Here is a 22,137-nt window from a genome sequence, read left to right as displayed (position 1 = left end):
CAAAAAACGCCCCGATATCGGGGCGTTTTTTAGCTTACGCTTTCTTAGGTAATGACAGGTGCAACAGGATATAACCCACCACAGCTGCTGTCGTCGAGCCCATTAGGATCCCGAGTCTGGCGTATGTGTCGTAATCGGCATTCGCAGCGCCAAATGCCAACGATGAGATAAAGATCGACATAGTGAAACCAATACCACACAACACGGACACCGCAAAAATGTGTTTCATGTTGATGCCTTCTGGCAATTTGGCCACGCCCATTTTGACGGCAGCCCAACTGAAGCTGAAGATACCCAGTGGCTTACCAATAAGCAGACCCAATGCTACGCCCAGTGGCAGCATCGACGTCAGCCCGGCCATCGAAACGCCTTCCAGTGAGATACCTGCGTTGGCAAAGGCAAACAGCGGCAGAATACCAAACGCAACGTAAGGGTGCAGCGCATGCTCCATGTGTTTCAGCGGAGAACGTTCTCCTTCATTGCCCTTCAACGGAATTGCAAAGCCGATCACAACCCCAGCGAGTGTCGCGTGGACTCCAGACTTGAGTACCGCCACCCACAAAATAGCACCCACGATCATGTACGGGGTCAATTTAGTCACGTGTTTTGCATTGAGCATAAACAGTGCACCCGTCATAATAAAGCCAACAACCAACGCCAATGTCGACAGATCACCGGTGTAAAACAGGGCAATAATCACCACGACACCCAGGTCATCAATGATCGCCAGCGCCAACAGGAACACCTTCAGACTCACGGGTACACGCTTACCCAGCAGCGCCATGATACCCAGTGCGAAAGCAATGTCTGTCGCCGCCGGAATAGCCCAGCCCTGAATAGCTGCCGCATCACTGGCATTAAACAAAACGTAAATCAGTGCCGGTGCCAGCATTCCCCCCACTGCCGCGATCGCCGGAAAGATAGCGGTTTCTTTCGATTTCAACGCGCCCTCTAACAGCTCGCGTTTTACTTCCAGACCAATCAGCAGGAAGAAGACAGCCATCAGACCATCATTAATCCAGTGCGAAACTGACATACCAAACACATAACTGTGCAAAAACCCTTGATAAACATCATTCAAAGGTGAGTTCGCAATAGTCATCGCAATTGCTGCAGCGATAACCAACAGAATGCCTCCTGCAGACTCCATTTTGAAAAAATCGCGAATTACATCACTCATGAAAAAAGCCCTTATTCTTATTATGTTAATAAATGATTAACAAACAATATACTGAGTGTATCGACTGACGGAATGATCGAAAAATCGCTTGTTTGGAGCTTTAACTTCGGAATTTCCGATACAAAGTTCAATTAACAGCGTATTTTCCGTAATAGTAATATGGTCAGTATAGATAATATGCATTTGATTGCTAAACGCTTAAGACAAGGTTAAAAAAACGCTGGTCAGCCGTCAAAGCCAAACCAGCGTTTTTTTCACCAAGATGCATAAATCAATAACCAGAAAGCTGCATGAAGCCCTTCGCTTTGTGGCTGCCAATCGCTCTGATTGGCCCTTGCCAGTACGACACTGCAAAAGGTTGCCAGTCTCCGATATTCAGCGCACTGGTAGTGAGATTAATGTGCTGGCTGGGTATGGTAATCTGCCATTGCAGCGGCAAACTCTTCCCATCTATGGAATCAAGAGGCTGCAACGCACGCATCTTGATCTGATTCTCCTCCAATACCACCACTTTCCCATCATTTCGCATCAGAGTGGCCGAAAGCTGAGGTGCCTGATTCTGATGTCGGAAACGGTTGACCGACAAGGTGCTTTCCTCGTCCAGATTAACGACAAACCAATCCCAACCGGATCGGTCCGTATTGAGCAGGTTATTGCCCCACTCTTTACTCAGCCAAGCGGTGCCTTTGACGTTGAATGGTGAGCCATTGCCCAGAGTCAACGTGCCTTTAACTTGTACAAATGGTGCCATGATCGCGTAAGACGCCAAAGGCATTAACTCATGTTTAACCTGGTAGCCTCTCTCACCGGGCAATACAAATGGCCCTTTGGCGACGTTGGCCAGACTGATTGAAAATGTATCGGTATCAATGGCAAGACTGCCAGGAAATGGTGTGGTGCCAAGAGAGCGCCAAGACCAATTGTCGATCCATAATCTGAAAGGCTGACTCAACATTCCCGCCTGACCGATGCCACCACGGGCGAAGCGTTGCTCGCGCCAGATTTTCCCCTGCCCCGTAATCACAGTCTGCACAATGTATAATTGCGGGCTTTGCCAGCCCGAACGTTCACTGTCATCACTGGCGACACGAATGACCGTCCACTGGATCCCATACGGGTTGCCTTTACGATCTTCGACATTGGCAAAATAGTGCCACCATTCATGTTGATAGCCTTCATGAAAAGCGAAATCCTGTGGCAGCTTAACCGGATTACCCGGCAGTACAGGATCAAAAACATCCTTGGGTTGGGTCAAAAACGGATTCGGTTGTTCGGCTTGTTGCTGAATCGCCTTTTGCCATTCAGGCGCCCACTGACGATACGCGAGATAACCGCACGAACCTACCAACGCCATCACCACCAGCAGTACCAAAATTTTGGACACAAAGATTCGTTTCGTCATTTACAGGGCATCCCTTAACGACTTCATCGGTGTGTTACGCACCATTCTCAGAACCGGCACTGCGCCAGCCACCATCAGCGCCAGCATCGCCAGACTGATCGACTGAAGATACGCCTCTGGAATAAACTGCAGTTCCAGCGTCCAGCCAAAAGACTGCTTAATGATGATATCCACCACCAAACTCGCCAGTGCTAATCCAAGCGGCATGGCAATCAGTATCGAGATGGCGCCAAAAACAAACAACTGCAAACACCCCATCAGAATCAGTTCTTTGCCCGACATCCCCAGACAGCGCAGCAAAGACACGTGACGCTGCCGAGATGTTTCCCCTGCCAAGGTGGCAAAGAAAATACCGAACACAGCAATCACCAACGTGATGTTACCGAGCGTATCAGCGATGGCGAAAGTCCGGTCAAACACCTTCATCGCCTGACTGTGAATATTGCCATTATCGAATATCCGCTCTGGGTTCAACCGGAAGACAGACTCCAGACGGCGTTTTAAGTCAGCGTGCGGCACACCATCTTTGATCACCACCCCGAGCGCCACATTTCCACCACCGGCAAACGCAGCTAGCCAGTTGCGATGGGAGATCAGCACTTGATTGTATGGGTTACCATAGTCGTAATAGACCCCCACAACCTGCCAGCCTTTGCCAAGCGGACCATAAAGGTTAATCGTATCTCCTGGACGAATATTCATTTTCAGCGCCATGGATTCACTGACCATCACTCCTTTTGAACGATGCAGATGATACCAGTAATTCGGAATACCCAGCTTTACCGTCAGGGACGCCAGTTCGCCTTCTGACGCGCCTGTGCTCACAACCTGAAGTGGGCCGCTGCTGGTAGGAACTTCTTTCTCCCAGCGCCACCACACATCCTGCACTTCCGGTTGCTTACTGAGCCAGTTGCTCATTCGCGGTGCACCGTTGGAGTTTGGGTAAATGTAGATGTCGGCTGCGAGTCGCTGAGTCAGCCAGCGATCGGTGGTATCGCGAAAGCTGCCGACCATAGTTTCTACACCGATATTGGCGGCCATAGCCAACATGAACCCCATGGTGGCCACGCCGCGATAACTCATGCTGGCCGCCGCATCGGCAAAGAACCAGCGCACTTTCACCCAACGCATCGTATAAGAGAAACTGACAAAAGCTCGCCAGATCAAAAACGGAGTGAACAGCGCCACACTGAGCAACATGAAAATGATGATCGCAAAACCGGAAGATTGGGTCTGAGGCGCTTGATACACAGCGACAGCAGCAACGCACAAAGCGCAGGCAATCAACGCTTGAACCGTGAATTCCACACCAGCAAAACGCACCAGCGACAACCGAGTCGTTAACCGAATCGGTTGGGCGCGCAGCAGACGAACTAAAGGCCACGCGCATGCCAGTAAGGCACCCAATACCGCCATCAGCAGACTATAACCGCTCGCTTGCCAACTCCACTCCACATCCAGGCCGACATTCGCGTCATACAGATCGCCCAAACTGGACGACACCGATGGAATCAACTGATTAGCCAGCACCATACCAAATAAGTTTCCGCACAGCCAGCTGATCAGCACCAATGCAAACAGTTCAATCAGCAACGCTTTCGCCAGTTGCCAGCCGGAAACACCGGTCTGGCGCAATATACCGACCAAAGGCTGGCGCTGAGTGAACGACAGCGACATAGCCTGGTAGAAAATGAATAGCCCCACTACAAACGACAACATTCCCATAGCACTGAGGTTGGAATGGAACGCTTTGGTCAGCGACTCCAGCTCTGCGCGGGAGTTACGAGCCAACACCATGCCATTGGGTAGCCCTTGTTTTAGCTGCTGTAATTTTTCATCCGGCATATTGCCACATGCAATCACCGAAAATCCTGAGCTTTTCTCCAACATACGCAGCAGAGAAATATCGGCCACGACCCGCGTACCATTGATGATATCATCATGATCGATCACTACTGGCCCCAAACGACTCCCGTCTTGGAGCGGGATCATGTCCCCACTCTTCCAACGCATATGGCTGGCGAGTTCATCACTGACCATCAACGGATACGGGGGACGCATTAATTTGAGCGCGTCCAGATCTTTGAGTTGCACACCCGACTGAAATTGCAGCATCGCGACTGGGTCGAGCCCAACCAGGGTCAGATCATTGCCGTTGGCCAAAGTGACTTTGGTGTTTTCAAATGGCACACACTGATTGAACCCTTCGCGCCGCAGTTGAATATAAAAGCCTTGCGGAATTTTGTTGGTTAGGTGTTTAGGCCGGATTCGGTAAGGAAGAGGATTGGCAAAAAGACGTTCACCATGCTCGTAAGCTTCACGGGCATGATGATTAATAGAAGTAACACCAACCAGAAGAGATACCCCTAAGGTCAGACCAAGCCAGACCAGCAGGATTTGAAACGGATAACGTCGGTAATGACCAAGTAGCGCTTTAACTACGGGCCACAACATGCAACTGTCCTCCCTGGAGACGAATACAGCCTTCCATGTGTTCGGCCACTTTTTCACTGTGCGTCACCAACAGCAGTGTGCATTCCAACTGGCGAGTCAATGACGTCAGTAAGCGCATCACCGCTTCTGCGTTACGCTCATCCAGGCTACCTGTGGGTTCATCGGCCAACAGAATTTTGGGTTCCATATACAGCGCTCTGGCAATCGCCGCTCGTTGCTGCTGCCCTCCGGAAACTTCTTCCGGATAGCGTCCGAGCAACGGCATCAAATCCAGTGCCGATAAAATTTGACGCCACAACCCCTGATCATCAGGCAGACCTTTTAACTGACGGCAGAAACGAATATTGTCGGCCACGTTCAGCGTAGGTAGCAAATTAAACTGTTGAAAAATAAGGCCAATATTATTACGACGGTAAGCAGTACGCAGGCTTTCTTTGACTTGATGCATAGCAAAATCCGGGAAACTGATTGCACCGGAATCGACCGTATCCAAGCCCGCGATCAGATTCAGTAACGTACTTTTTCCTGAGCCGCTTTCGCCCATCAACGCCACTTGATCACCTTGTTTCAGTAACAGATCCGCACCTTGTAATACCGGGTGAAACTCCCCGCCATCGACGTAGCCTTTACACAGGTCTGTTAGCTGTAACATTATTCTCTCAACGGATATGGAAACTGGATTGAGAATCTACACTAATTCATCGCAGGTAGGAAGCGTTTTGGATACTGGATCACAGAATATGCATTTATTTGCTCAATGTCACAAATTTATGATTAATTCTCAATCAGATTGCGAATCCACTTACGGCTTTTCATGCGATACAGTGATCCGCCCCATTTCACCACTTCTTCGGTGAGAAACAGGATATAGATGGTCTCCGGCGGCCAGCCCAGCGATATCGCCGCAAACGCAGCCAAAGGAATACCAATCAGCCATTGAGCAATCAGATCCTGTCCGAGACAAAACTTCACATCGCCCCCAGCTCTGAGTACCCCAACAATGACCGTCATGGGCACCGAGCGTAAGACGATGCCAACACATAAAATGACGATAAACTGCTCCGACAATGCGCGCGTCTCTGGTGTCAGTGCACTGAACGCATCCAGAATCGCCCCTTGGGCAATATACAGCAGCAACGCCACACTCAGACCAACCAGGACACTCAACAGCGTCAGGCCCAGCACTTGGTAATAGACTTCCTCATAGCGCTTCGCACCAATTTGGTTTCCGGTTAATACTGCTGCGGCATTCGACATGCCAATCAACAGACTCAGAGAAATTGACTCTACTGGCGTCATCACAGACAGCGCCGCCAAACCCTGAACACCAGACTGGCCCATGATGGCATGATAAGCAAACAACCCACCCGCCCACGCCAGAAAGTTGAAGGTTGTCGGCATCGACAGTTTAAGAAAGCGCACAACCTTGTCCCAGGTGAGGATCGCTTTAATGTCCTCAGCATAAAAAGCCAGCAAGTGTTGTTTGGCATAGAGGTATCCGTACAATGTCGCGACTTCGATTGCGCCACTGAGTACGGTCGCGATCGCCGCTCCCTGAATGCCCATGGCCGGCGCGCCAAGATTGCCGAATATCAGCACCCAGTTGAAAAATACGTTCGACACTATCCCGATGCCGCTAAAGAAAGTACTGATCCCGGGCTTATGCATGGCGCGCAACCCCACCGCCATACTGGCGACGCAGGCGACCGAACACATACTGACCGAAGTGATCACCAGATACTGACTGCCCAGCGCGTTGACCTGTATTGAGTCAGTCGTTAAGGCCATGATCTGATTTGGAAAAGCCACGAAAAGCACCACTGTCAGCAATGCAAACAACATACTCACCAACCACGTCAGGGCGGTACTCTCCCGCACGCCCTGACGGTTAGACGCGCCCCAGTATTGCGCCGTCAACAGCGCCCCTCCCGTGGTCACACCCACCAACATGATCGTGGTGACAAAAGTTGCCCGGGCTGCCACGCCCACCGCCGCAATCTCAGACTCTCCTAATTGACCCAACATCAGTACGTCCACCAGCCCTCGGCTTGAGAACATAATACTCTGCAAGGTGATCGGCAGCGCGATCGCCATCAGACGGCGAATAAAGTCCCCACGGGTATGAGACAAAACCTGAGAAAGCAACGCCACCATATGACTCCAGTACAAACTATTGATAGCTGAGAAAAAGTTGAGCGGCTATTATACGATTATTGAGTTTGTTTTAACCACATAAAATAGGGACGAGGCGGATGAAAAACGTATTGGTACTTGGAGCATCTGGATACGTCGGCTCTCAGCTTTTGCCCTACCTGCTTGAGCAAGGTTACAACGTCACGGCATCGGCGCGCCATATCGACTATTTGCGGGGCAGAACACAACCGCATCCGAATCTGCACCTTCAATTTCTCGACTTAGAAGACGCCAGCGCCACCCAAGCTCTCGTGCCACAGTTTGATCTGGTCTATTTTCTGGTGCACGGGATGGCTGAAGGGCACGATTTTGTAGAATACGAAATGTCACTCGCCGAACACGTGCGCGACGCCCTGCGCGGCAGTCAGGTCACACACCTGATTTATTTGAGTGCATTACAACCGAAACACGGCCACTCCCAGCACCTTCAAGCCCGGCTGAAAACCGGAGAGATCCTACGCCAGAGCCAGATTCCAGTAACCGAACTTCGGGCTGGCGTGATCGTCGGGCCAGGCTCTGCGGCGTTTGAAATCATGCGTGACTTTGCCTACAACCTGCCACTCATGATCGCCCCCAAATGGGTGGACTCTCAGGCCAACCCTATCGCTCTGAGCAATCTCAATCATTATTTACTCGAACTGGCGAAAGAAGCGCCAACGGGCAACATCATTTATGAAGCGGGGGGCCCGGATACCCTGACCTACCGCGAGCAGTTTCGAATCATTTGTCAGGCGATTCACAAACCACTTCGTCTGTGGTCAACCCGCTTGCTGACACCAAACGTTGCTTCCTACTGGCTGGCGATGATCACTTCGGTACCATCGAACATTGGTAAAGCACTGCTGGCGGGTATTGAACACGATTACGTCACGGATGGCCGTGCCATCCGTGAAAAGTACCCGCAAACGCTGATCGATTACCGAACCATGGTGGAGAACACTCTCGCCACCGAAGGTAAATTCGTTCGCAGCAACGTGTGGGGGTTTGACCCTGCCGCATTGCAACGCTGGCAGCCCGGGTTTGGCTACTACCCCAAACAAGCAGGCGACACCATCACCACGACCGCCACCCCAGCGCAACTGTGGCAGGTGATCCAGAAAATCGGCAGCCGCGAAGAAGGTTACTTTTTTGCCAATCCACTATGGCGCACACGGGAATGGCTGGATATCTTCTTTGGTGGCGGTACGCCAGTCAGACGTTCTCCGCCAGGCCCTGGGTTAAAGGTTGGCGATTACATCGACTCCTGGAAAGTCATCCGTTGTGAAGAGCAGCATTTCCTGTCGTTGTTGTTTGGTATGAAAGGTCCGGGACTTGGCCGATTGGAGTGCACGATCATCGATCACGGCACGACACGCGAACTGAACATTACGGCCTGGTGGCACCCACAAGGCTTTCCCGGTTTGCTCTACTGGTTCGCCATGTTACCCGCACATCTGTTTATTTTTAAAGGCATGGTTAATGCCATTGTGCGAAAAACACGCCAGGCGTGACATAAAAAAGCCCGCTCATCTGTGAGCGGGCGCTTGTATTACGTGTCGGCTTGGAACGACAGCGGGATTTCCGCCAGTTGTTCGCCCTGGTTCCCCGGGTAAATCAGGTATTCCCCGTGATACTTCACGTTGGATTTATAGTCCGTGACTTTATGCACCATGAACCCCGCATCGGTCGCCTGCTCGATAAAATCAGCGTGATTACCGCGCACAAACCAGCTCATCGGTTTCACCAGCGTGTCACCATCAAAACAGCTGTCACATTGATCCGCGCACAGGGCCAAAGAATTCTGGCCTTCGGTAAATATCTGTACTTTACCTTTGTTTATCAACGGCTCTGAGGTCGACACTTCCCAACCGGCGGTTTCCATCCGATCGAGAAACGCCTCCACATCGCTGTCGAGGATCTTTTTTCCCCCCTGCGCAAAACAGCGGGCGTAGAACGCCGAGATGCGTTTAAACAAGAAAAGAAGCCCAGCCTCGTTCCCTTTTGAACGTCCGGCCTTTTGCCAACGCGTCAGGTCATTACCGACACAACGCGGAAAACGCTGGGTTTTCAGCGCTCGCGTCACCCAGCGCACCAGATAATGATTATTGGCGACCGGCGCATCCGCCAGCTTGCCGGCTTTGTGCTCTGCCGCCATGTCAGCCAGCGCACTGTTGACCAGGTTTTGGATTTCTGTTGAGTAATTCGACACTATGCTTTTCTTCCCAAAGTCCAGTAGAAACCCGCAGATAATACTGAACATACGCTCATCATCAAGATCATTGGCCAAACATAACCACTTGGCATCGCCGCCACCACGGCACCAATCAGTGAACCAGTGCCAAAACGTAACGTCCCCGCCAATGAGGAAGCCGTGCCCGCCATGTATGGATAACCACTCAGAAGCAGGCCCATTGAATTACTGCCGATGGTCGACAGTGTCCCGATGAACATCACCACGAACGGCACGGTGCCCCACAATCCGAGATCCAGTACCCAACCGGTAAACAGCCCAATCCCGGCGATCAACTGCACCGTCAAGCCAAAACGTAGCATGTTGTGTGACCCCACTCGTTTCACCAACCGGCCGTTGATGCTGGTCATGACAATCATCGCCACAATATTAAGGCCAAACAGGTAACCAAACTGGTTCGGTGTCACACCATAGATATCAATATAGACAAACGATCCGGCAGTGAGGAACGCAAACATGCCAGCAAAGGAGAAACCACCGGAGAGCATCAGTCCCATTGCCACCGGGTTTCGCAGCAGACGGGCATAGTTGCGCAGTGTACTGCCAAGACGCAATGGTTGGCGCTTCTCCACCGGTAACGTCTCCGGAATCATCCACAGTACCAGCGCCATGACAACAACCGCGAACGCGACCAGTACCCAGAAAATAGAACGCCAGCCAAACCAAACCGCCAGATGTCCACCAATCATCGGTGCCACCAGCGGCGCAATTGTGATCACCAGAGTGACGAACGACATGGCGCGGGCAAAATCCTCGCGGTCAAACATGTCACGCACCACCGCCTGAATAATAACGGCCGCCGCCGCGCCAGCAAAACCCTGTGCAGTCCGCACGTAGGTCAACGCATCAATATCGTTGGTCGCTGCACTGACAAACGCTGCAATACCAAAGAACAGCACTCCGAGAAACAACACCGGCTTGCGACCATAACTGTCGGCCAGTGGCCCGTGGATCAACTGACCAATCGCAAAACCTGCAGTGTAAGCGGTTAAGGTGATTTGCACCTCACCCGCTGTCACACCGAGATCGCGAGCAATTTCCGGCATGGCCGGTAAGTACATATCGATCGCTAGCGGTGTTAACGCTCCGATAGCGCCCAAAACAACAAACAAGAGAAAACTGATGTGCGGTGTACTTTGTGTTTGTGCGGTTTTTTCTGACATAAATCTCCCACTCGGTGGCCAATTTTGCTGCAGTTTTCCCAACCGCAACCAAACAGAATACAGTGAATGATGACAACCCAGAGCAGATAAAAAGGTGTACTCAATTCACCACTTCTGCTGAAGTTGTGAATTTAAACGGTAAATTAGACTCGGATTGTCGTTCATCCGCCAGAAACAGAGGAAAGGCATGGCGGATGAAAGGACAGCAATACCAACAACTCAATCCATAAGTAGTGGTATATTTGTGATCTGGATATCGTATGTTCCGGGAATTGCAAGGGAAATACTAGTTCCAAATAGGAAATAAACTATTTCCAAGATGGAATACTATTTCCACACAGACGCCACTTCTTCCTCGGTCAGATAGCGGTACTCACCCGGTTCGAGAGTGTCGTCAAGTTCAATGGCACCAATACGTTCACGATGTAGGTGCTCAACTTTATTGCCCAGCGCCGCGAACATGCGTTTCACCTGATGGTATTTCCCTTCAGTGATGGTCAGCAGCACTTCTTTTTCATCCGCGTCCACAATCTCCATCTGTGCCGGCAAAGTCAGCTCACGTTCATTACGTAGTTGAATTCCCTCAACAAACTGCGCCGCGTAATCAGCACCAATCGGATCTGCGAGCCACACGCGGTATGTTTTTTCACATTTATGCTTGGGGGACGTAATACGGTGAGACCATTTCCCGTCGTCGGTGATCAACACCAGCCCCGTCGTATCCACATCCAGACGGCCAGCAAAGTGCAAGGTATCCATCTTCACTTCATCGAGCAGAACAAACGCTGTGTGGTTGAATCCGTCTTCATGCGAACAGACATAGCCATCCGGTTTAAACAACATGATGTAGCGCGGCCCATGGACTCGCAACTCTCTGTCCTGCCACTCGACCACGCACGATTCAGTAACTTTGACAGAACCGCTCTTTTGCACCACCTCGTTCACTGTCACTTCGCCGCTTTTCAGGATTTTGGTCGCTTCGTTGCGTGTTGCACCTAATGCCTCACACAGAAATTTATCTAAACGCATGAATACCTCATCTAGTCAGGGTCAGGTATTATATACCCAACCTACTTCATTGCCAGATTAGTTGATCGATTTCACAATTCAGATGTATACCTTACGCCCCTATCAGGCCGACTCCGTCAAGGCCGTTGTCCACTATTTCCGTCAACACACTACACCTGCGGTCATTGTACTGCCGACTGGTGCCGGCAAAAGCCTGGTCATTGCCGAATTAGCCCGCCTAGCCAAAGGCCGGGTTCTGGTGCTGGCACACGTCAAGGAACTGGTTGAACAAAACCACGCCAAATACGAAGGTTACGGCCTTAAAGGGGCAGTCTTTTCCGCCGGGCTTGGCCGTAAGGAAACCGACCAACAAGTGGTCTTCGCCTCCGTACAGTCCGTCGTGCGTAACCTGGATGAATTCAAAAACCAGTTTTCGCTACTAGTGATCGATGAATGCCACCGAGTGCCAGAAGACAAAAACAGCAGCTATCAGAAGGTGATCGCCCATTTAAGCGAACTGAACCCCGGCATCAAGGTGCTCGGTCTGACCGCCACCCCCTATCGCCTTGGTATCGGCTGGATATATCAGTACCACACCCGAGGCCAGGTACGCAGCGACGAAGCACGTTTCTTCCGCGACTGTGTCTTTGAACTTCCCATTCGCTACTTGCTGGACGAAGGTTTCCTGACCCCGGCCCGCATGATCGATGCGCCAGTACTGAGCTACGATTTCTCGAAATTGAAACCCGCCAGTACCGGACGTTATAAAGAATCGGAGCTGGATATGGTGATCGAGCAGTCAAAACGTGCCACGCCACAAATCGTTGATCAGATCATTCACATGGCTGCCGATCGTCAGGGCATTATGATTTTCGCAGCCACCGTGCGACATGCGCAGGAGATCTACACTCTATTACCAGACGGTGAAGCGGCTATTGTGATAGGCGACACGCCCACCCCGGAGCGGGACGATATCATCCAGCGATTTAAACAGCGCGAAATTAAATATCTGGTCAACGTCTCGGTCTTGACCACCGGCTTTGATGCCCCGCACGTCGACCTGATTGCCATCCTGCGTCCAACCGAGTCGGTCAGCCTTTATCAGCAGATCGTCGGCCGTGGCCTGCGTCTTTCCCCGGGAAAAAAAGAGTGCCTGGTATTGGATTACGCGGGCAACAGCTACGATTTGTATCAACCGGAAGTGGGCAATCCGAAGCCAGATTCCGACAGCGAAATCATCACCATTCCGTGCCCCGCCTGCGGCTTCAATAACAATTTCTGGGGCAAGCTCGACAGCAACGGATTCCTGATTGAACACTTCGGCCGCAAATGTCAAGGCTTTTTTACTGATGACGAAACCGGAGAACGTGAACATTGTGATTATCGCTTCCGCGCCAAATACTGCGGCCAGTGTGGCGCAGACAACGACATTGCCGCCCGAATTTGTCACGAATGTGACGCGACATTAGTGGACCCGGACAAAAAACTGAAAGAAGCACTGAATCTCAAAGATGCACTGGTGTTTGAGTGTGCGGAGATGGACATGTCAGTTCATAAAGACGCCAATGGCAAATCGCAACTGCGCATCACTTATCACGGAGACAATCAGGCTCAGGTACACGAGTTCTGGTCGCTGAGCACGAAAAAGCAGAAACAAACGTTTAAAGATCAGTTTGTCCGCCCGCATCTGGCCGACAAACACCGGCCGTTTGATGAAGCCTCACCAACAAAAGTGGTGGCCCATCAACACCGTTTTCGTCCTCCGCAATTTGTCATTGCGCGCAAAGTTGGCCGTTTCTGGAAACTGAGAGACAAGATTTTTGAAGATGAGCTGCAAAATCGCTGAGTGCTGTGATTCACTTTCCATTCATCTCAGCTCACTTATACTGAGGAAAGAGTCAAACAACAGGTCCGAATATGTTGAATAAACGATTGAAAACATTGTTACTTATCATGCTTGCCGGCAGCACGCTGCAGTTGGCAATAGCGGCGGACGACACACAAAACGGTCATGCCCTGGTTCAAGACGCCTATAAAGAAGGGGCTCGGATCGAGTTCGACGAAGATCAGGATGAAGTCTTCGATGCGGTACAACAAGGGCTGATCCAGCCGTTTTCTGCTCTGTACAAAACCGTCGATCAGCAACTCAATGGCCGCTTGATCAAGGTTGAGTTGGAAGAAGACGACGATCAATGGATTTATGAACTCAAACTGGTGCATGATAACAACATTATTAAAGTGGAATACAACGCCACCACGCTCGAAATGATTGAGATCAAAGGACGCAACCTGCACGATGTCATCAAAAAATAGAGAAGAACAACAATGAAAATACTGGTAGTGGAAGATGAGCCACGTCTTGGCGAGCAGATTATTGAATTACTTGAACAAAACGGCTGGGTTCCGGAGCTGTCCCAGGATGGGATTGATGCACTCTACCGGGCAACCTCTGAGGACTGGGATGGCATCGTACTCGATCTTGGCCTGCCTAAACTGGATGGCCTGACGGTACTGAAAGGCATTCGCGATGAAAACATCAACACTCCGGTGATCATTCTCAGTGCCCGGGACACACTGTCGCAACGGGTGGAAGGTCTGAACGCCGGCGCCGATGATTATCTGACCAAGCCGTTTGAAATGGTCGAGTTGGTGGCCCGCCTGCGAGCGCAATTACGCCGGGCATCCGGTAACGCCTCCCCCATCATGCAAATGGGGGACCTCAGCCTGGATACCCGCACTTCGAAAGTCATGTGGCAGGGACAGGCCATCAGTCTTACCGCACTCGAGTACAAAGTGGTCGCCTACTTCATGCACAACCCAGACAAAGTCATCTCGCGCACCGAGCTGGTTGAGCACATCTACAAACAAGATTTTGACCGTGACTCTAATACCATTGAAGTTTTTATCGGGCGGATCCGCAAAAAAATAGCACCGAACATCATAAAGACCGTCAGAGGCCTGGGATATCAGCTCAATGCCGGATAAAGCCAGTTACATTAAACGCCTCAGTCTCAAAAGCCGTCTGCTACTCGCGGCGGCGTTGTGGCTGTCGGCCATGATACTGGCCGCCGGTATCGGTATTCCGCTACTGGTAAAAGACTACCTCGTCAGTGACGCAAAATCTCAGCTCCATCTGTCAATGGATGAAATCGCGGCCAATATTGAAACCGACCGCAACAACCGGCTTGATCTGTCGGCACGCTTGTCTGACCCTCGTTTTAGCCAGCCATACAGCGGCTTGTACTGGACCATTCAGAGTGACAAACAAACGCTGCGCTCTCGCTCACTGTGGGACAAAAACATCACCGCTGAAAAACGGGGGCCGGTTCTGGTGATCAAAGGCGCACGCGAAGAGCCTTTGATTACCATCACTCAAACCCTGTATTTACCTGAGTTTTCCGAACCCATCCGGGTGATGGTTGGCGTCGATGAAGCACCTATCGGTAGCGCAGTGAAGCGTATTACCGGGCAGCTATGGATCATCCTCGGCATGCTGTTTACCGGGGTTTTGATTTTGATCGGCGTGCAGGTCAGCTGGTCATTGCGGCCATTAACCAAGATGCAGAAGGAGCTCGCGGAACTGAAAGATGGCAATAAAGACGCACTAAGCTACAACTATCCGCGCGAGGTATCACCTCTGGTCTCGGATCTTAATGCGCTGCTGTTTCACTATCAGGACTTGCTTGCTCGCGCCCGTAATCACGCCGGTAACTTATCCCATGCACTGAAAACGCCGTTGTCAGTGCTGCGTAATGAAATTGGTATTATGCAAAGTGACGAAAAAAGTCGCCTGCTGGCGCCCGTCGAACAGATTCAGAACCAAATCGATTACCATCTTGGTCGGGCTCGGATGGCTGGTTCGATGAACATTCTGTCGGTTAAAACCAAGCCGGCGGAGCGCGTCGACTTTATTTCGCTCGCATTCGACAAGGTGTACGCGCATCGAGGTATCGTCGTGGTCAACGAACTCGACTCCGATCTCGAAGTGGCTGTAGATTCTGCCGATCTGGATGAAATGATCGGCAACGTACTGGAAAACAGCTACAAATGGGCCAATTCTCTGGTCCGGGTGCATGCTGAGCCCTCAGCCGACAAAGGCGATGTTCGCCTCTGCCTTGAAGACGATGGTCCGGGGATTGCAGAATGCGACCTGCACAAAGCGATTGAACGTGGCGTGCGTCTGGACGAGAAGACACCAGGCACCGGTCTTGGACTGAACATTGTCAGCGAAATGGCTCACAGTTATCGTGGCAAACTGGAGCTCGAACGCAGCAGCATGGGCGGCCTGAAAACGGTTCTGACCATCAAAAAAGCCCACTGATTAAACCGGAGCCTGCGCTCTGGTTTTATCGTCTTGTCTCAGCCTGAGGTTGAGCACGCCACCAAACATAAGTGCCGTACCCTATTACCAGGCTGAGTCCGGCTGCTCCTGAAAACCAACCGCTGTGCGTCTGTAGGTAACGAATCACCGAATCGGAGTACGGCAACAAAGGTAACCCGGCTGCTAATGCGTATCCCCACAAGACAAATTGCCCCACTCCGAGTATCAACCCAACCGTGGCAAATAAAGAAAAACGCCGCCAGCGCATTTGCTGTGTGCCGGCGATAAAGGGCACCACCCAAGCGACAGGCCCCAGCAAACGGGCCACCATCAGCACCGCATGGCCTTTATCTCTCATCAGCTTTCGGCAACGTGCGATAGGCCGCCTCACTCCAGGCTGCCAACGGATCAGCTTAGACTGAACTCGCCGACCAGAGATACGCCCTATCCAATAGCTGAGTTGATCACCAAAGAAGCCGCCAAGCAATACCCAAATCACTGCAAGCGGTGTGCCTTGATACCATTGATACCCGGCGGCCAGCAAAAACGGCTCACCGGGTACAAACAGGTTCGGTCCAATCAACGCATCAAGAAACGCACCGAAGAACAACCCAACAGCGCTAAACATCTGCACCTACGGCGTTAGTTTTGTTCTCGGTAATGACCAAAGCGATACTCCATCTCATTGTTACGCATTTCTCCGAAAAATAACCGACGCACATTGGCTTTCAGATAAAACCACCCCATCCGGAAAAGGCCTTCCTGGTCAAGACGTCGAGGATCAAACCCAAACGTCATTTTGATAAAGCGAAAACGCCAGGTTCTTCCCGCTCGGCGAGCGTAATCACAGTCCTCACACAGCGTAATGCGTTCATCAAATCCTCCTACTTCCTGATGCGCTCGGCGGGTTGAAAAAATACACGCCCCCACCGCTGTCGGAAATGCAAATTGGGTAATAAACAGGCCGGCATTGAACAGGCCATAGCCGACTTTGTGCATCAGTGGCAGGCCATTCGCCCCCATGTAGACGCCCGCCACCTCTAGCTTACGCGATTCCAGCTCACTGAGCGCATTGGCGAGAAAGTTAACCGGCAGACGCACATCTGCATCCAGAAACAACAACCGCTCATGCCGTGCTAATTCCGCGCCGGTATTGCGCCCCAGGCTCACACCACGATCGTCCATGCGGTGCACGGTCAATGAAGGCAAGCTCTGCCCATATGCTCGAGCCATATCGCAGGTGGCGTCATCGCTGTTGGAGTCCACCAGAATCACTTCAAACTGACGATAGGACTGCTTGCTCAGATCCTCCAATAAGCGGCCAATACGTTTCTCTTCATTCAAAGTGATGACGACTATACTTATCGGTTGCATCATCTCTCCTTAGTTGCTGTGAGTGTATAATCAGCTTACTCATCGCAGGCTTAATCCCGCGTGAGGATATCATTCAGATTCGATTCAGCTTCAATACAACCCATCACTTTGGCATGCCTGTTAGCCTTCACGATGCGATATTTCACACAATACACGGTATAATCAGAGGCTATCTTCAGGTGACCTCCGCGTGACTTGATGCATTAAGCAGCAAACGCTGATTAATTCACTGAACCCCGGTCGAATAGCCCCTAAATCTATTGCTCAGAAATGGATACAATGGTAGTATCCGCGCTCGTTCTGACAGTAACGTTTCGTTATGTTTTGGAGCCTAACCATTGCAGCAAGGTCGCATTGCAGCAATGACACGTTTTTTAATACTTTTTTGAGAGTAATTACTATGAAATTTGAAGCAGTAGTACGTACTGAGCTAGGTAAAGGTGCGAGCCGCCGCCTACGTCACGCTGGTCAATTCCCTGCTATCGTTTACGGTGGTGAGGCTGCGCCAGTATCTATCGCTCTGAACCACGACGACATCATGAACCAAATGGACAAGCCTGAGTTCTACGAAGGCATCGTTCTGCTTATCGATGGCGCAGAAGTGAAAGTTAAGCCACAAGACGTTCAACGTCACGCTTTCAAGCCAAAAGTTGAGCACATGGACTTCATCCGCATCTAAGTCTCCTTACCAGAGAATTTATCGGATTTAATCCAGCCTTTTGCATATATCAGATTATCGGCCTTACCAACCGAGAGATCTAAAAATTAGACAGCCCGATGCTACCAACATCGGGCTGTCGCCTTTCTAAAGCCTAAAAGAACCCAATATATCCACCTAAAACAACCACTTAAAATAACCCACCAATCTATGGGTGTAGTTAGGGTGTAGTTATACAGTACTTGGATCTTTTGTCTTTTTAACAGGATCTGCTTAGCCATACCCCTTCAAAACCATCTCTTAAATGACTGGTTTTTTGTACTAAGGGAGAGCAGAGAGACTTGTTTGAGTGAATATGGTTATCTTTATATACAATACTGTCCAGATTATTAAACAATCCATTCGTACAGGTACCGACCATGAGCCCAATTAAGACCTCCGTTGTCTCAGGCGTAGCATTATCCGAAGTGGATGGTGTCACGAAGCTGCTACTGATGAAAAGAGTTAAAGGTGACTATTGGTGTCACGTCGCAGGCTCAATTGAAGAAGGCGAGACCGGATGGCAAGCGATTGTCCGCGAGTTTCGGGAAGAAACCCAGATAAACGTATCGTCCCTTTACAACGCTCAATACATCGAACAGTTCTATGAATCGGATGCCAATGTAATCGAGCTTATTCCTGTTTTTGTCGTGTTATGTGAAGCGAACCAAGCCGTTAAGCTCAATGATGAACACACAGAGTTCAGGTGGTGTACGTTAGCAGAAGCGAAAGCACTAGCTCCATTTCCAAGTCAACATCAGGTGTTTGAACATATTTGGGCTTACTTTGTGCATCAGCCCGTCAGTGAACTCTACCGCATCCCTCTCGACTGACAAGCGCATTTCCTCGTCATGACTTACTGTTGATTTATACAGTAATTAGTTCTAGTATTTGTAGCAACGACGCAGATCAATCCGCGCTTAATATGATTTCAAGGCTGGGAGAATTAAAATGATAAAAGGAAGTTGCTGCTGTGGCGCTGTTCAATTTGAGCTGAGCGATACCCCAACGATGATGGGAACATGCCATTGCACACGATGTCGGAAAGTTGGTGCAAGCACCTTGGTGTTTGTAAAGTCAGAATCCTTTCACATCACGCGGGGTCTGGACAAGATTACAACCTACAAGGCCGAACCGCCCTATCAGTACGATCGATGTTTTTGTTCAGTGTGCGGGTCCGCTTTGGGTGAAGTACTATCGACAAGTGACTCATTCCCGATTGTGGCCAACTGCATTGATGATGAGATTGCGCTTGAGAACTCGTTCCACGAGTTTGTAGCTGAAAAGCCAAGTTGGTTAACAATCGGCGATTCAGCGAAGCAGTTTTGCCAACACCCAGAGTTCTAACGGTAACAACCTCGTGGCTTCAGCGGCGCCATAAGCAGAGGGTATCGACATGAAAGTCACAGGCAAATGTTTGTGTGAACAGGTGCGTTATCAGATCAATGGCCCGTTACACAATGCCAGTCATTGCCATTGTTCGATGTGCCGACGCCAACACGGTTCAGCCTTCGCGACATACGCGAGTGTCACACCCAGTAATTTTACCTGGTTAAGCGGGAGTGAACTGGTAGAGTGCTATGAAACAGCCAATGGTGGCGGGTGGTGTTTCTGTCGAGTGTGTGGCGCCACTTTAGCTGGCATGGACAATGGCCAGATCACCAGCATCACTCTGGGTACCGTTGAAGGCGATCCTGGGATCACCCCTCAGTATCATATTTTTGTCGACTCGAAAGCGAGTTGGTACACAATCAGTGATAAGCTTGTTCAATACAGTCAACGCAAGCCAGACACTCCTTCAGACCACTGAATGTTAAGGGTTTGACAACCCAGCGCCAACAAACGACGATGGATATATGAAAACAAATCTTACTCAGCCAACCGTTCGAATTATCATCATTCCGTAGGAATGGTGGGAGTTCTGACGCGCGGTAAAGTTCGCAAACCCACCTAAAGAGGTGGGTTTGTTGTTTCTGCCTCTGGGTATACGAGATCAAAAGGAGGTAATATGAAGAGAATTGCAGTTTTCGGAAAACCAGGGAGTGGAAAATCGACGTTGAGCAAAGCGCTCGCACACTCAACCGGCATTCCATTGCACCAGTTGGACTCCATCGTCTATCAGAAAAATGGGGAGCAGATCGATCGACAAACGTTCGACCAAGTCCACGACGCCATACTCACATCTGACTACTGGATCATTGATGGCTTCGGACCCTTGGCATCCTTTCATCAACGGCTGGAGTCTGCAGATACGCTGGTTTACATTGATCTGCCCTATCTAACCAGTTACTGGCTGGTCACAAAGCGACTACTGAAAGGGCTATTCGTCAAACCCGAAGGTTGGCCAGAGGGAAGTTCTGTCGTGAAAGGCACATGGCAAAGTTACAAAACACTGAAGCGTTGCCCGGCATTCTGGAATCATGAATTTATGTTCAACCTCGAGAAATTGTCAGTCGACAAGTCCTTGCATGTGATCCGGTCCGTGTCTGAACTAAAGCAATTTATAAAGCGGCACACAGCATAACCGCCGCAATCATCAAACGCCGTCATAATGTGCCGCGTTCCTCATTCTTCATCGCCGCTGTCTCATTTTCGCTACCCGTGAATCCAACCTTACAGCAGTCAACCAAGACTTTTGAACTAAACTTTACGTGAACCTAAGGAGGCCGTTATGCCTAAATTCGTGATTGAAAGAGAAGTTGAAGGAGCGGGAGATCTCTCAGCCGAAGAACTGAAAGGTATTTCGCAAAAATCATGCAGTGTACTCGAAACGTTAGGGCCGAAGATTCAGTGGCTGGAAACCTTCGTCACGCCCAATAAGATTTACTGCATTTTCATTTCTGAAGATGAATCTCTGATTCGAAAACACGCAGAAATGGGTGAGTTCCCGGTAAATCAGGTCAACGAAGTCAAGTCCGTAATAGACCCTACCGCAGCAGAATCCGCTTAATACCCGCAATAGGTAGTACAGGTACCGTTCAAGGTGATGCAACGCATCGAGGTAAAGCGTTTGCTATCACCTTGCCTGCTCCGCCCCTGACCCGTTAGTCATACCCTGCCAAAATACAGAAAAATATCAAGGTAAGCTTCTGATTAAAATCAATAAAATGACTACCATGTCAAATAAGTCCAACTGATATTCTGATTTATATACGCTCAAATCGTTGAACACCGCCAATACCCTGCTAAATTTTAAGGGTATTAAGTTGGTAATCAAGTTGTGTATGGCTACCACACCGGATAGTCACAAAGGAGCGTGATATGTCCAAAGAACTCATACTTATGTTGCATCCGATGTTCGGGATTCTCGCACTGATTGCTGCGGTGTGGGTTTTCGTCGATACATTGAACTCTTCAGATGCAAGCTCATCGCGAATCAAAACGTCAAGTTCACTGGTCGCGGTATTCATGTGGCTAGCCTATGTCGCGGGTGGATATTGGTATGTGGTTCACTACGGCGGTGACAAAGCACTGATCAAAGCAGGCCCCTGGTCGTTTGCGCACTCCTTTGTCATGGAAACCAAAGAGCATCTGTTTCTGATGTTGTTATTGCTCTCTACCTTCCTGCCTATGATGTCGCTTTGTGACACGTCCAGCCACTCGTCTAAAAGGAAGTTAACCCTTTGGACATCGGCTCTCATCATCATCCTCACGCTGGCGATGGAAGGCTCGGGCGCGGTGATCACCATGGGTGTCAAAGCCGCCTTACTCGCCACCTAACAGAAGGATCGCAATCATGTCTGACGAACACGCAAATCAAGAAAAAACATCGAAAGCCGATCACGTCGGTGCGTTTTCCGCTGCATTCGGTCTTTCCTACGCGTTAACCAGCGTATTTAGTGCGCTGCTTGTGGTGATTAAGGAAAGCAGCGAGAGTGTGCATCATGTTCTGGCAGTCATCACAGGTCACCACTGGGTGACACATGGCTTATTGGACATCCTGCTTTTTGTGGGGCTTGGCTTATGGCTCTACCGCTCTCGCGGTGATCAACATATGGCTGTGGATGCCCTGATCGCCATTATCGTCGGGTCGACTTTGGTCAGTACGCTGATCATTGCTGGCTATTTCATCTGAGTCAGCCGTTTGGCCGATACTCCGTCCAAGCATTGATTTC

23 protein-coding genes are annotated in these 22,137 nt (G+C 50.3%); 13 read left to right on the top strand and 10 right to left on the bottom strand.

The window, feature by feature from the left end; genetic code table 11:
• Positions 1 to 34: 34 nt before the first annotated feature.
• The 5 genes from nhaA to VPR01S_RS11165 all read right to left on the bottom strand — a co-directional run bounded on the left by nhaA (position 35) and on the right by VPR01S_RS11165 (position 7,190).
• Positions 35 to 1,180: a Na+/H+ antiporter NhaA gene (gene nhaA, locus VPR01S_RS11185; protein WP_021705443.1), complete on the bottom strand. Its 1,146-nt coding sequence runs from the start codon at positions 1,178 to 1,180 to the stop codon at positions 35 to 37.
• 271 nt (positions 1,181 to 1,451) lie between these two features.
• Positions 1,452 to 2,582, bottom strand: coding sequence for a lipocalin-like domain-containing protein (locus VPR01S_RS11180; RefSeq protein ID WP_021705442.1), 1,131 nt, complete (start codon positions 2,580 to 2,582; stop codon positions 1,452 to 1,454).
• Positions 2,583 to 5,036, bottom strand: coding sequence for an ABC transporter permease (locus VPR01S_RS11175; RefSeq protein ID WP_021705441.1), 2,454 nt, complete (start codon positions 5,034 to 5,036; stop codon positions 2,583 to 2,585). It abuts the gene before it with no gap.
• Entirely contained in the window at positions 5,017 to 5,688 is a 672-nt protein-coding gene (locus VPR01S_RS11170; protein WP_021705440.1) for an ABC transporter ATP-binding protein, read from the bottom strand. The genes VPR01S_RS11175 and VPR01S_RS11170 overlap by 20 nt, the downstream gene beginning before the upstream one ends.
• Positions 5,689 to 5,810: 122 nt before the next feature.
• Positions 5,811 to 7,190, bottom strand: coding sequence for an MATE family efflux transporter (locus VPR01S_RS11165; protein WP_021705439.1), 1,380 nt, complete (start codon positions 7,188 to 7,190; stop codon positions 5,811 to 5,813).
• Positions 7,191 to 7,288: 98 nt separating this feature from the next.
• Here VPR01S_RS11165 and VPR01S_RS11160 point away from each other — a divergent pair, with 98 nt between their 5' ends.
• On the top strand, positions 7,289 to 8,719 hold the full coding sequence (locus VPR01S_RS11160; RefSeq protein WP_021705438.1) for a DUF2867 domain-containing protein: 1,431 nt from the start codon (positions 7,289 to 7,291) through the stop codon (positions 8,717 to 8,719).
• Between the two features lie 38 nt (positions 8,720 to 8,757).
• Here the strand turns inward: VPR01S_RS11160 and VPR01S_RS11155 are convergent, their stop codons facing one another.
• From VPR01S_RS11155 to rsuA, 3 genes are all read right to left on the bottom strand, one after another.
• Positions 8,758 to 9,417, bottom strand: coding sequence for a DUF2913 family protein (locus VPR01S_RS11155; RefSeq protein ID WP_021705437.1), 660 nt, complete (start codon positions 9,415 to 9,417; stop codon positions 8,758 to 8,760).
• On the bottom strand, positions 9,417 to 10,622 hold the full coding sequence (locus VPR01S_RS11150) for a Bcr/CflA family multidrug efflux MFS transporter (RefSeq protein WP_021705436.1): 1,206 nt from the start codon (positions 10,620 to 10,622) through the stop codon (positions 9,417 to 9,419). Before VPR01S_RS11150 ends, VPR01S_RS11155 begins: the two co-directional genes overlap by 1 nt.
• A 327-nt stretch (positions 10,623 to 10,949) precedes the next feature.
• Positions 10,950 to 11,651 carry a 16S rRNA pseudouridine(516) synthase RsuA gene (gene rsuA / locus VPR01S_RS11145; RefSeq protein ID WP_021705435.1) on the bottom strand — a complete coding sequence of 234 codons (702 nt, stop codon included), beginning with the start codon at positions 11,649 to 11,651 and terminating at the stop codon, positions 10,950 to 10,952.
• Positions 11,652 to 11,733: 82 nt separating this feature from the next.
• Between rsuA and radD the strand changes: the two genes are divergently transcribed.
• From radD to VPR01S_RS11125, 4 genes are all read left to right on the top strand, one after another.
• The gene (gene radD, locus VPR01S_RS11140) at positions 11,734 to 13,476 is read left to right on the top strand and encodes a DNA repair helicase RadD (protein ID WP_021705434.1); all 1,743 of its coding nucleotides are present in this window, start codon (positions 11,734 to 11,736) and stop codon (positions 13,474 to 13,476) included.
• Positions 13,477 to 13,583: 107 nt separating this feature from the next.
• On the top strand, positions 13,584 to 13,943 hold the full coding sequence (locus VPR01S_RS11135; protein ID WP_425585317.1) for a PepSY domain-containing protein: 360 nt from the start codon (positions 13,584 to 13,586) through the stop codon (positions 13,941 to 13,943).
• A gap of 12 nt (positions 13,944 to 13,955) precedes the next feature.
• Positions 13,956 to 14,615 (top strand): response regulator transcription factor, encoded by a 660-nt coding sequence (locus VPR01S_RS11130; RefSeq protein WP_021705432.1) that lies wholly within the window; start codon positions 13,956 to 13,958, stop codon positions 14,613 to 14,615.
• Positions 14,605 to 15,951 (top strand): ATP-binding protein, encoded by a 1,347-nt coding sequence (locus tag VPR01S_RS11125; protein WP_021705431.1) that lies wholly within the window; start codon positions 14,605 to 14,607, stop codon positions 15,949 to 15,951. The genes VPR01S_RS11130 and VPR01S_RS11125 overlap by 11 nt, the downstream gene beginning before the upstream one ends.
• A 25-nt stretch (positions 15,952 to 15,976) precedes the next feature.
• Here the strand turns inward: VPR01S_RS11125 and VPR01S_RS11120 are convergent, their stop codons facing one another.
• Together VPR01S_RS11120 and VPR01S_RS11115 are read right to left on the bottom strand one after the other, a co-directional pair.
• Complete coding sequence (locus VPR01S_RS11120; RefSeq protein WP_021705430.1) at positions 15,977 to 16,579, bottom strand: DedA family protein; 603 nt, start codon at positions 16,577 to 16,579, stop codon at positions 15,977 to 15,979.
• Between the two features lie 14 nt (positions 16,580 to 16,593).
• Positions 16,594 to 17,325, bottom strand: coding sequence for a glycosyltransferase family 2 protein (locus VPR01S_RS11115; RefSeq protein ID WP_021705429.1), 732 nt, complete (start codon positions 17,323 to 17,325; stop codon positions 16,594 to 16,596).
• A 400-nt stretch (positions 17,326 to 17,725) separates the two neighbouring features.
• Between VPR01S_RS11115 and rplY the strand changes: the two genes are divergently transcribed.
• The 8 genes from rplY (at position 17,726) to VPR01S_RS11080 (ending at position 22,097) form a co-directional block, all read left to right on the top strand.
• On the top strand, positions 17,726 to 18,004 hold the full coding sequence (gene rplY, locus VPR01S_RS11110; protein ID WP_021705428.1) for a 50S ribosomal protein L25: 279 nt from the start codon (positions 17,726 to 17,728) through the stop codon (positions 18,002 to 18,004).
• 398 nt (positions 18,005 to 18,402) lie between these two features.
• Positions 18,403 to 18,855: an NUDIX hydrolase gene (locus VPR01S_RS11105; RefSeq protein ID WP_021705427.1), complete on the top strand. Its 453-nt coding sequence runs from the start codon at positions 18,403 to 18,405 to the stop codon at positions 18,853 to 18,855.
• 118 nt (positions 18,856 to 18,973) lie between these two features.
• Positions 18,974 to 19,369, top strand: a complete 396-nt coding sequence (locus VPR01S_RS22325; RefSeq protein WP_021705426.1) for a GFA family protein — start codon at positions 18,974 to 18,976, stop codon at positions 19,367 to 19,369.
• A gap of 49 nt (positions 19,370 to 19,418) precedes the next feature.
• On the top strand, positions 19,419 to 19,832 hold the full coding sequence (locus VPR01S_RS11100) for a GFA family protein (RefSeq protein ID WP_021705425.1): 414 nt from the start codon (positions 19,419 to 19,421) through the stop codon (positions 19,830 to 19,832).
• Positions 19,833 to 20,030: 198 nt separating this feature from the next.
• The gene (locus VPR01S_RS11095) at positions 20,031 to 20,546 is read left to right on the top strand and encodes a P-loop NTPase family protein (RefSeq protein ID WP_021705424.1); all 516 of its coding nucleotides are present in this window, start codon (positions 20,031 to 20,033) and stop codon (positions 20,544 to 20,546) included.
• 147 nt (positions 20,547 to 20,693) lie between these two features.
• Positions 20,694 to 20,972 carry a DUF4242 domain-containing protein gene (locus tag VPR01S_RS11090; protein ID WP_021705423.1) on the top strand — a complete coding sequence of 93 codons (279 nt, stop codon included), beginning with the start codon at positions 20,694 to 20,696 and terminating at the stop codon, positions 20,970 to 20,972.
• Positions 20,973 to 21,283: 311 nt separating this feature from the next.
• The gene (locus tag VPR01S_RS11085) at positions 21,284 to 21,742 is read left to right on the top strand and encodes a hypothetical protein (protein ID WP_021705422.1); all 459 of its coding nucleotides are present in this window, start codon (positions 21,284 to 21,286) and stop codon (positions 21,740 to 21,742) included.
• 16 nt (positions 21,743 to 21,758) lie between these two features.
• Positions 21,759 to 22,097 carry a hypothetical protein gene (locus VPR01S_RS11080; RefSeq protein WP_021705421.1) on the top strand — a complete coding sequence of 113 codons (339 nt, stop codon included), beginning with the start codon at positions 21,759 to 21,761 and terminating at the stop codon, positions 22,095 to 22,097.
• Positions 22,098 to 22,137: the final 40 nt, after the last annotated feature.

Source organism: Vibrio proteolyticus NBRC 13287, assembly GCF_000467125.1.
GTDB lineage: Bacteria > Pseudomonadota > Gammaproteobacteria > Enterobacterales > Vibrionaceae > Vibrio > Vibrio proteolyticus.
The sequence above is the reverse complement of the archived record's forward strand: the minus strand, read 5'-3'. Positions and strand labels throughout refer to the sequence as shown.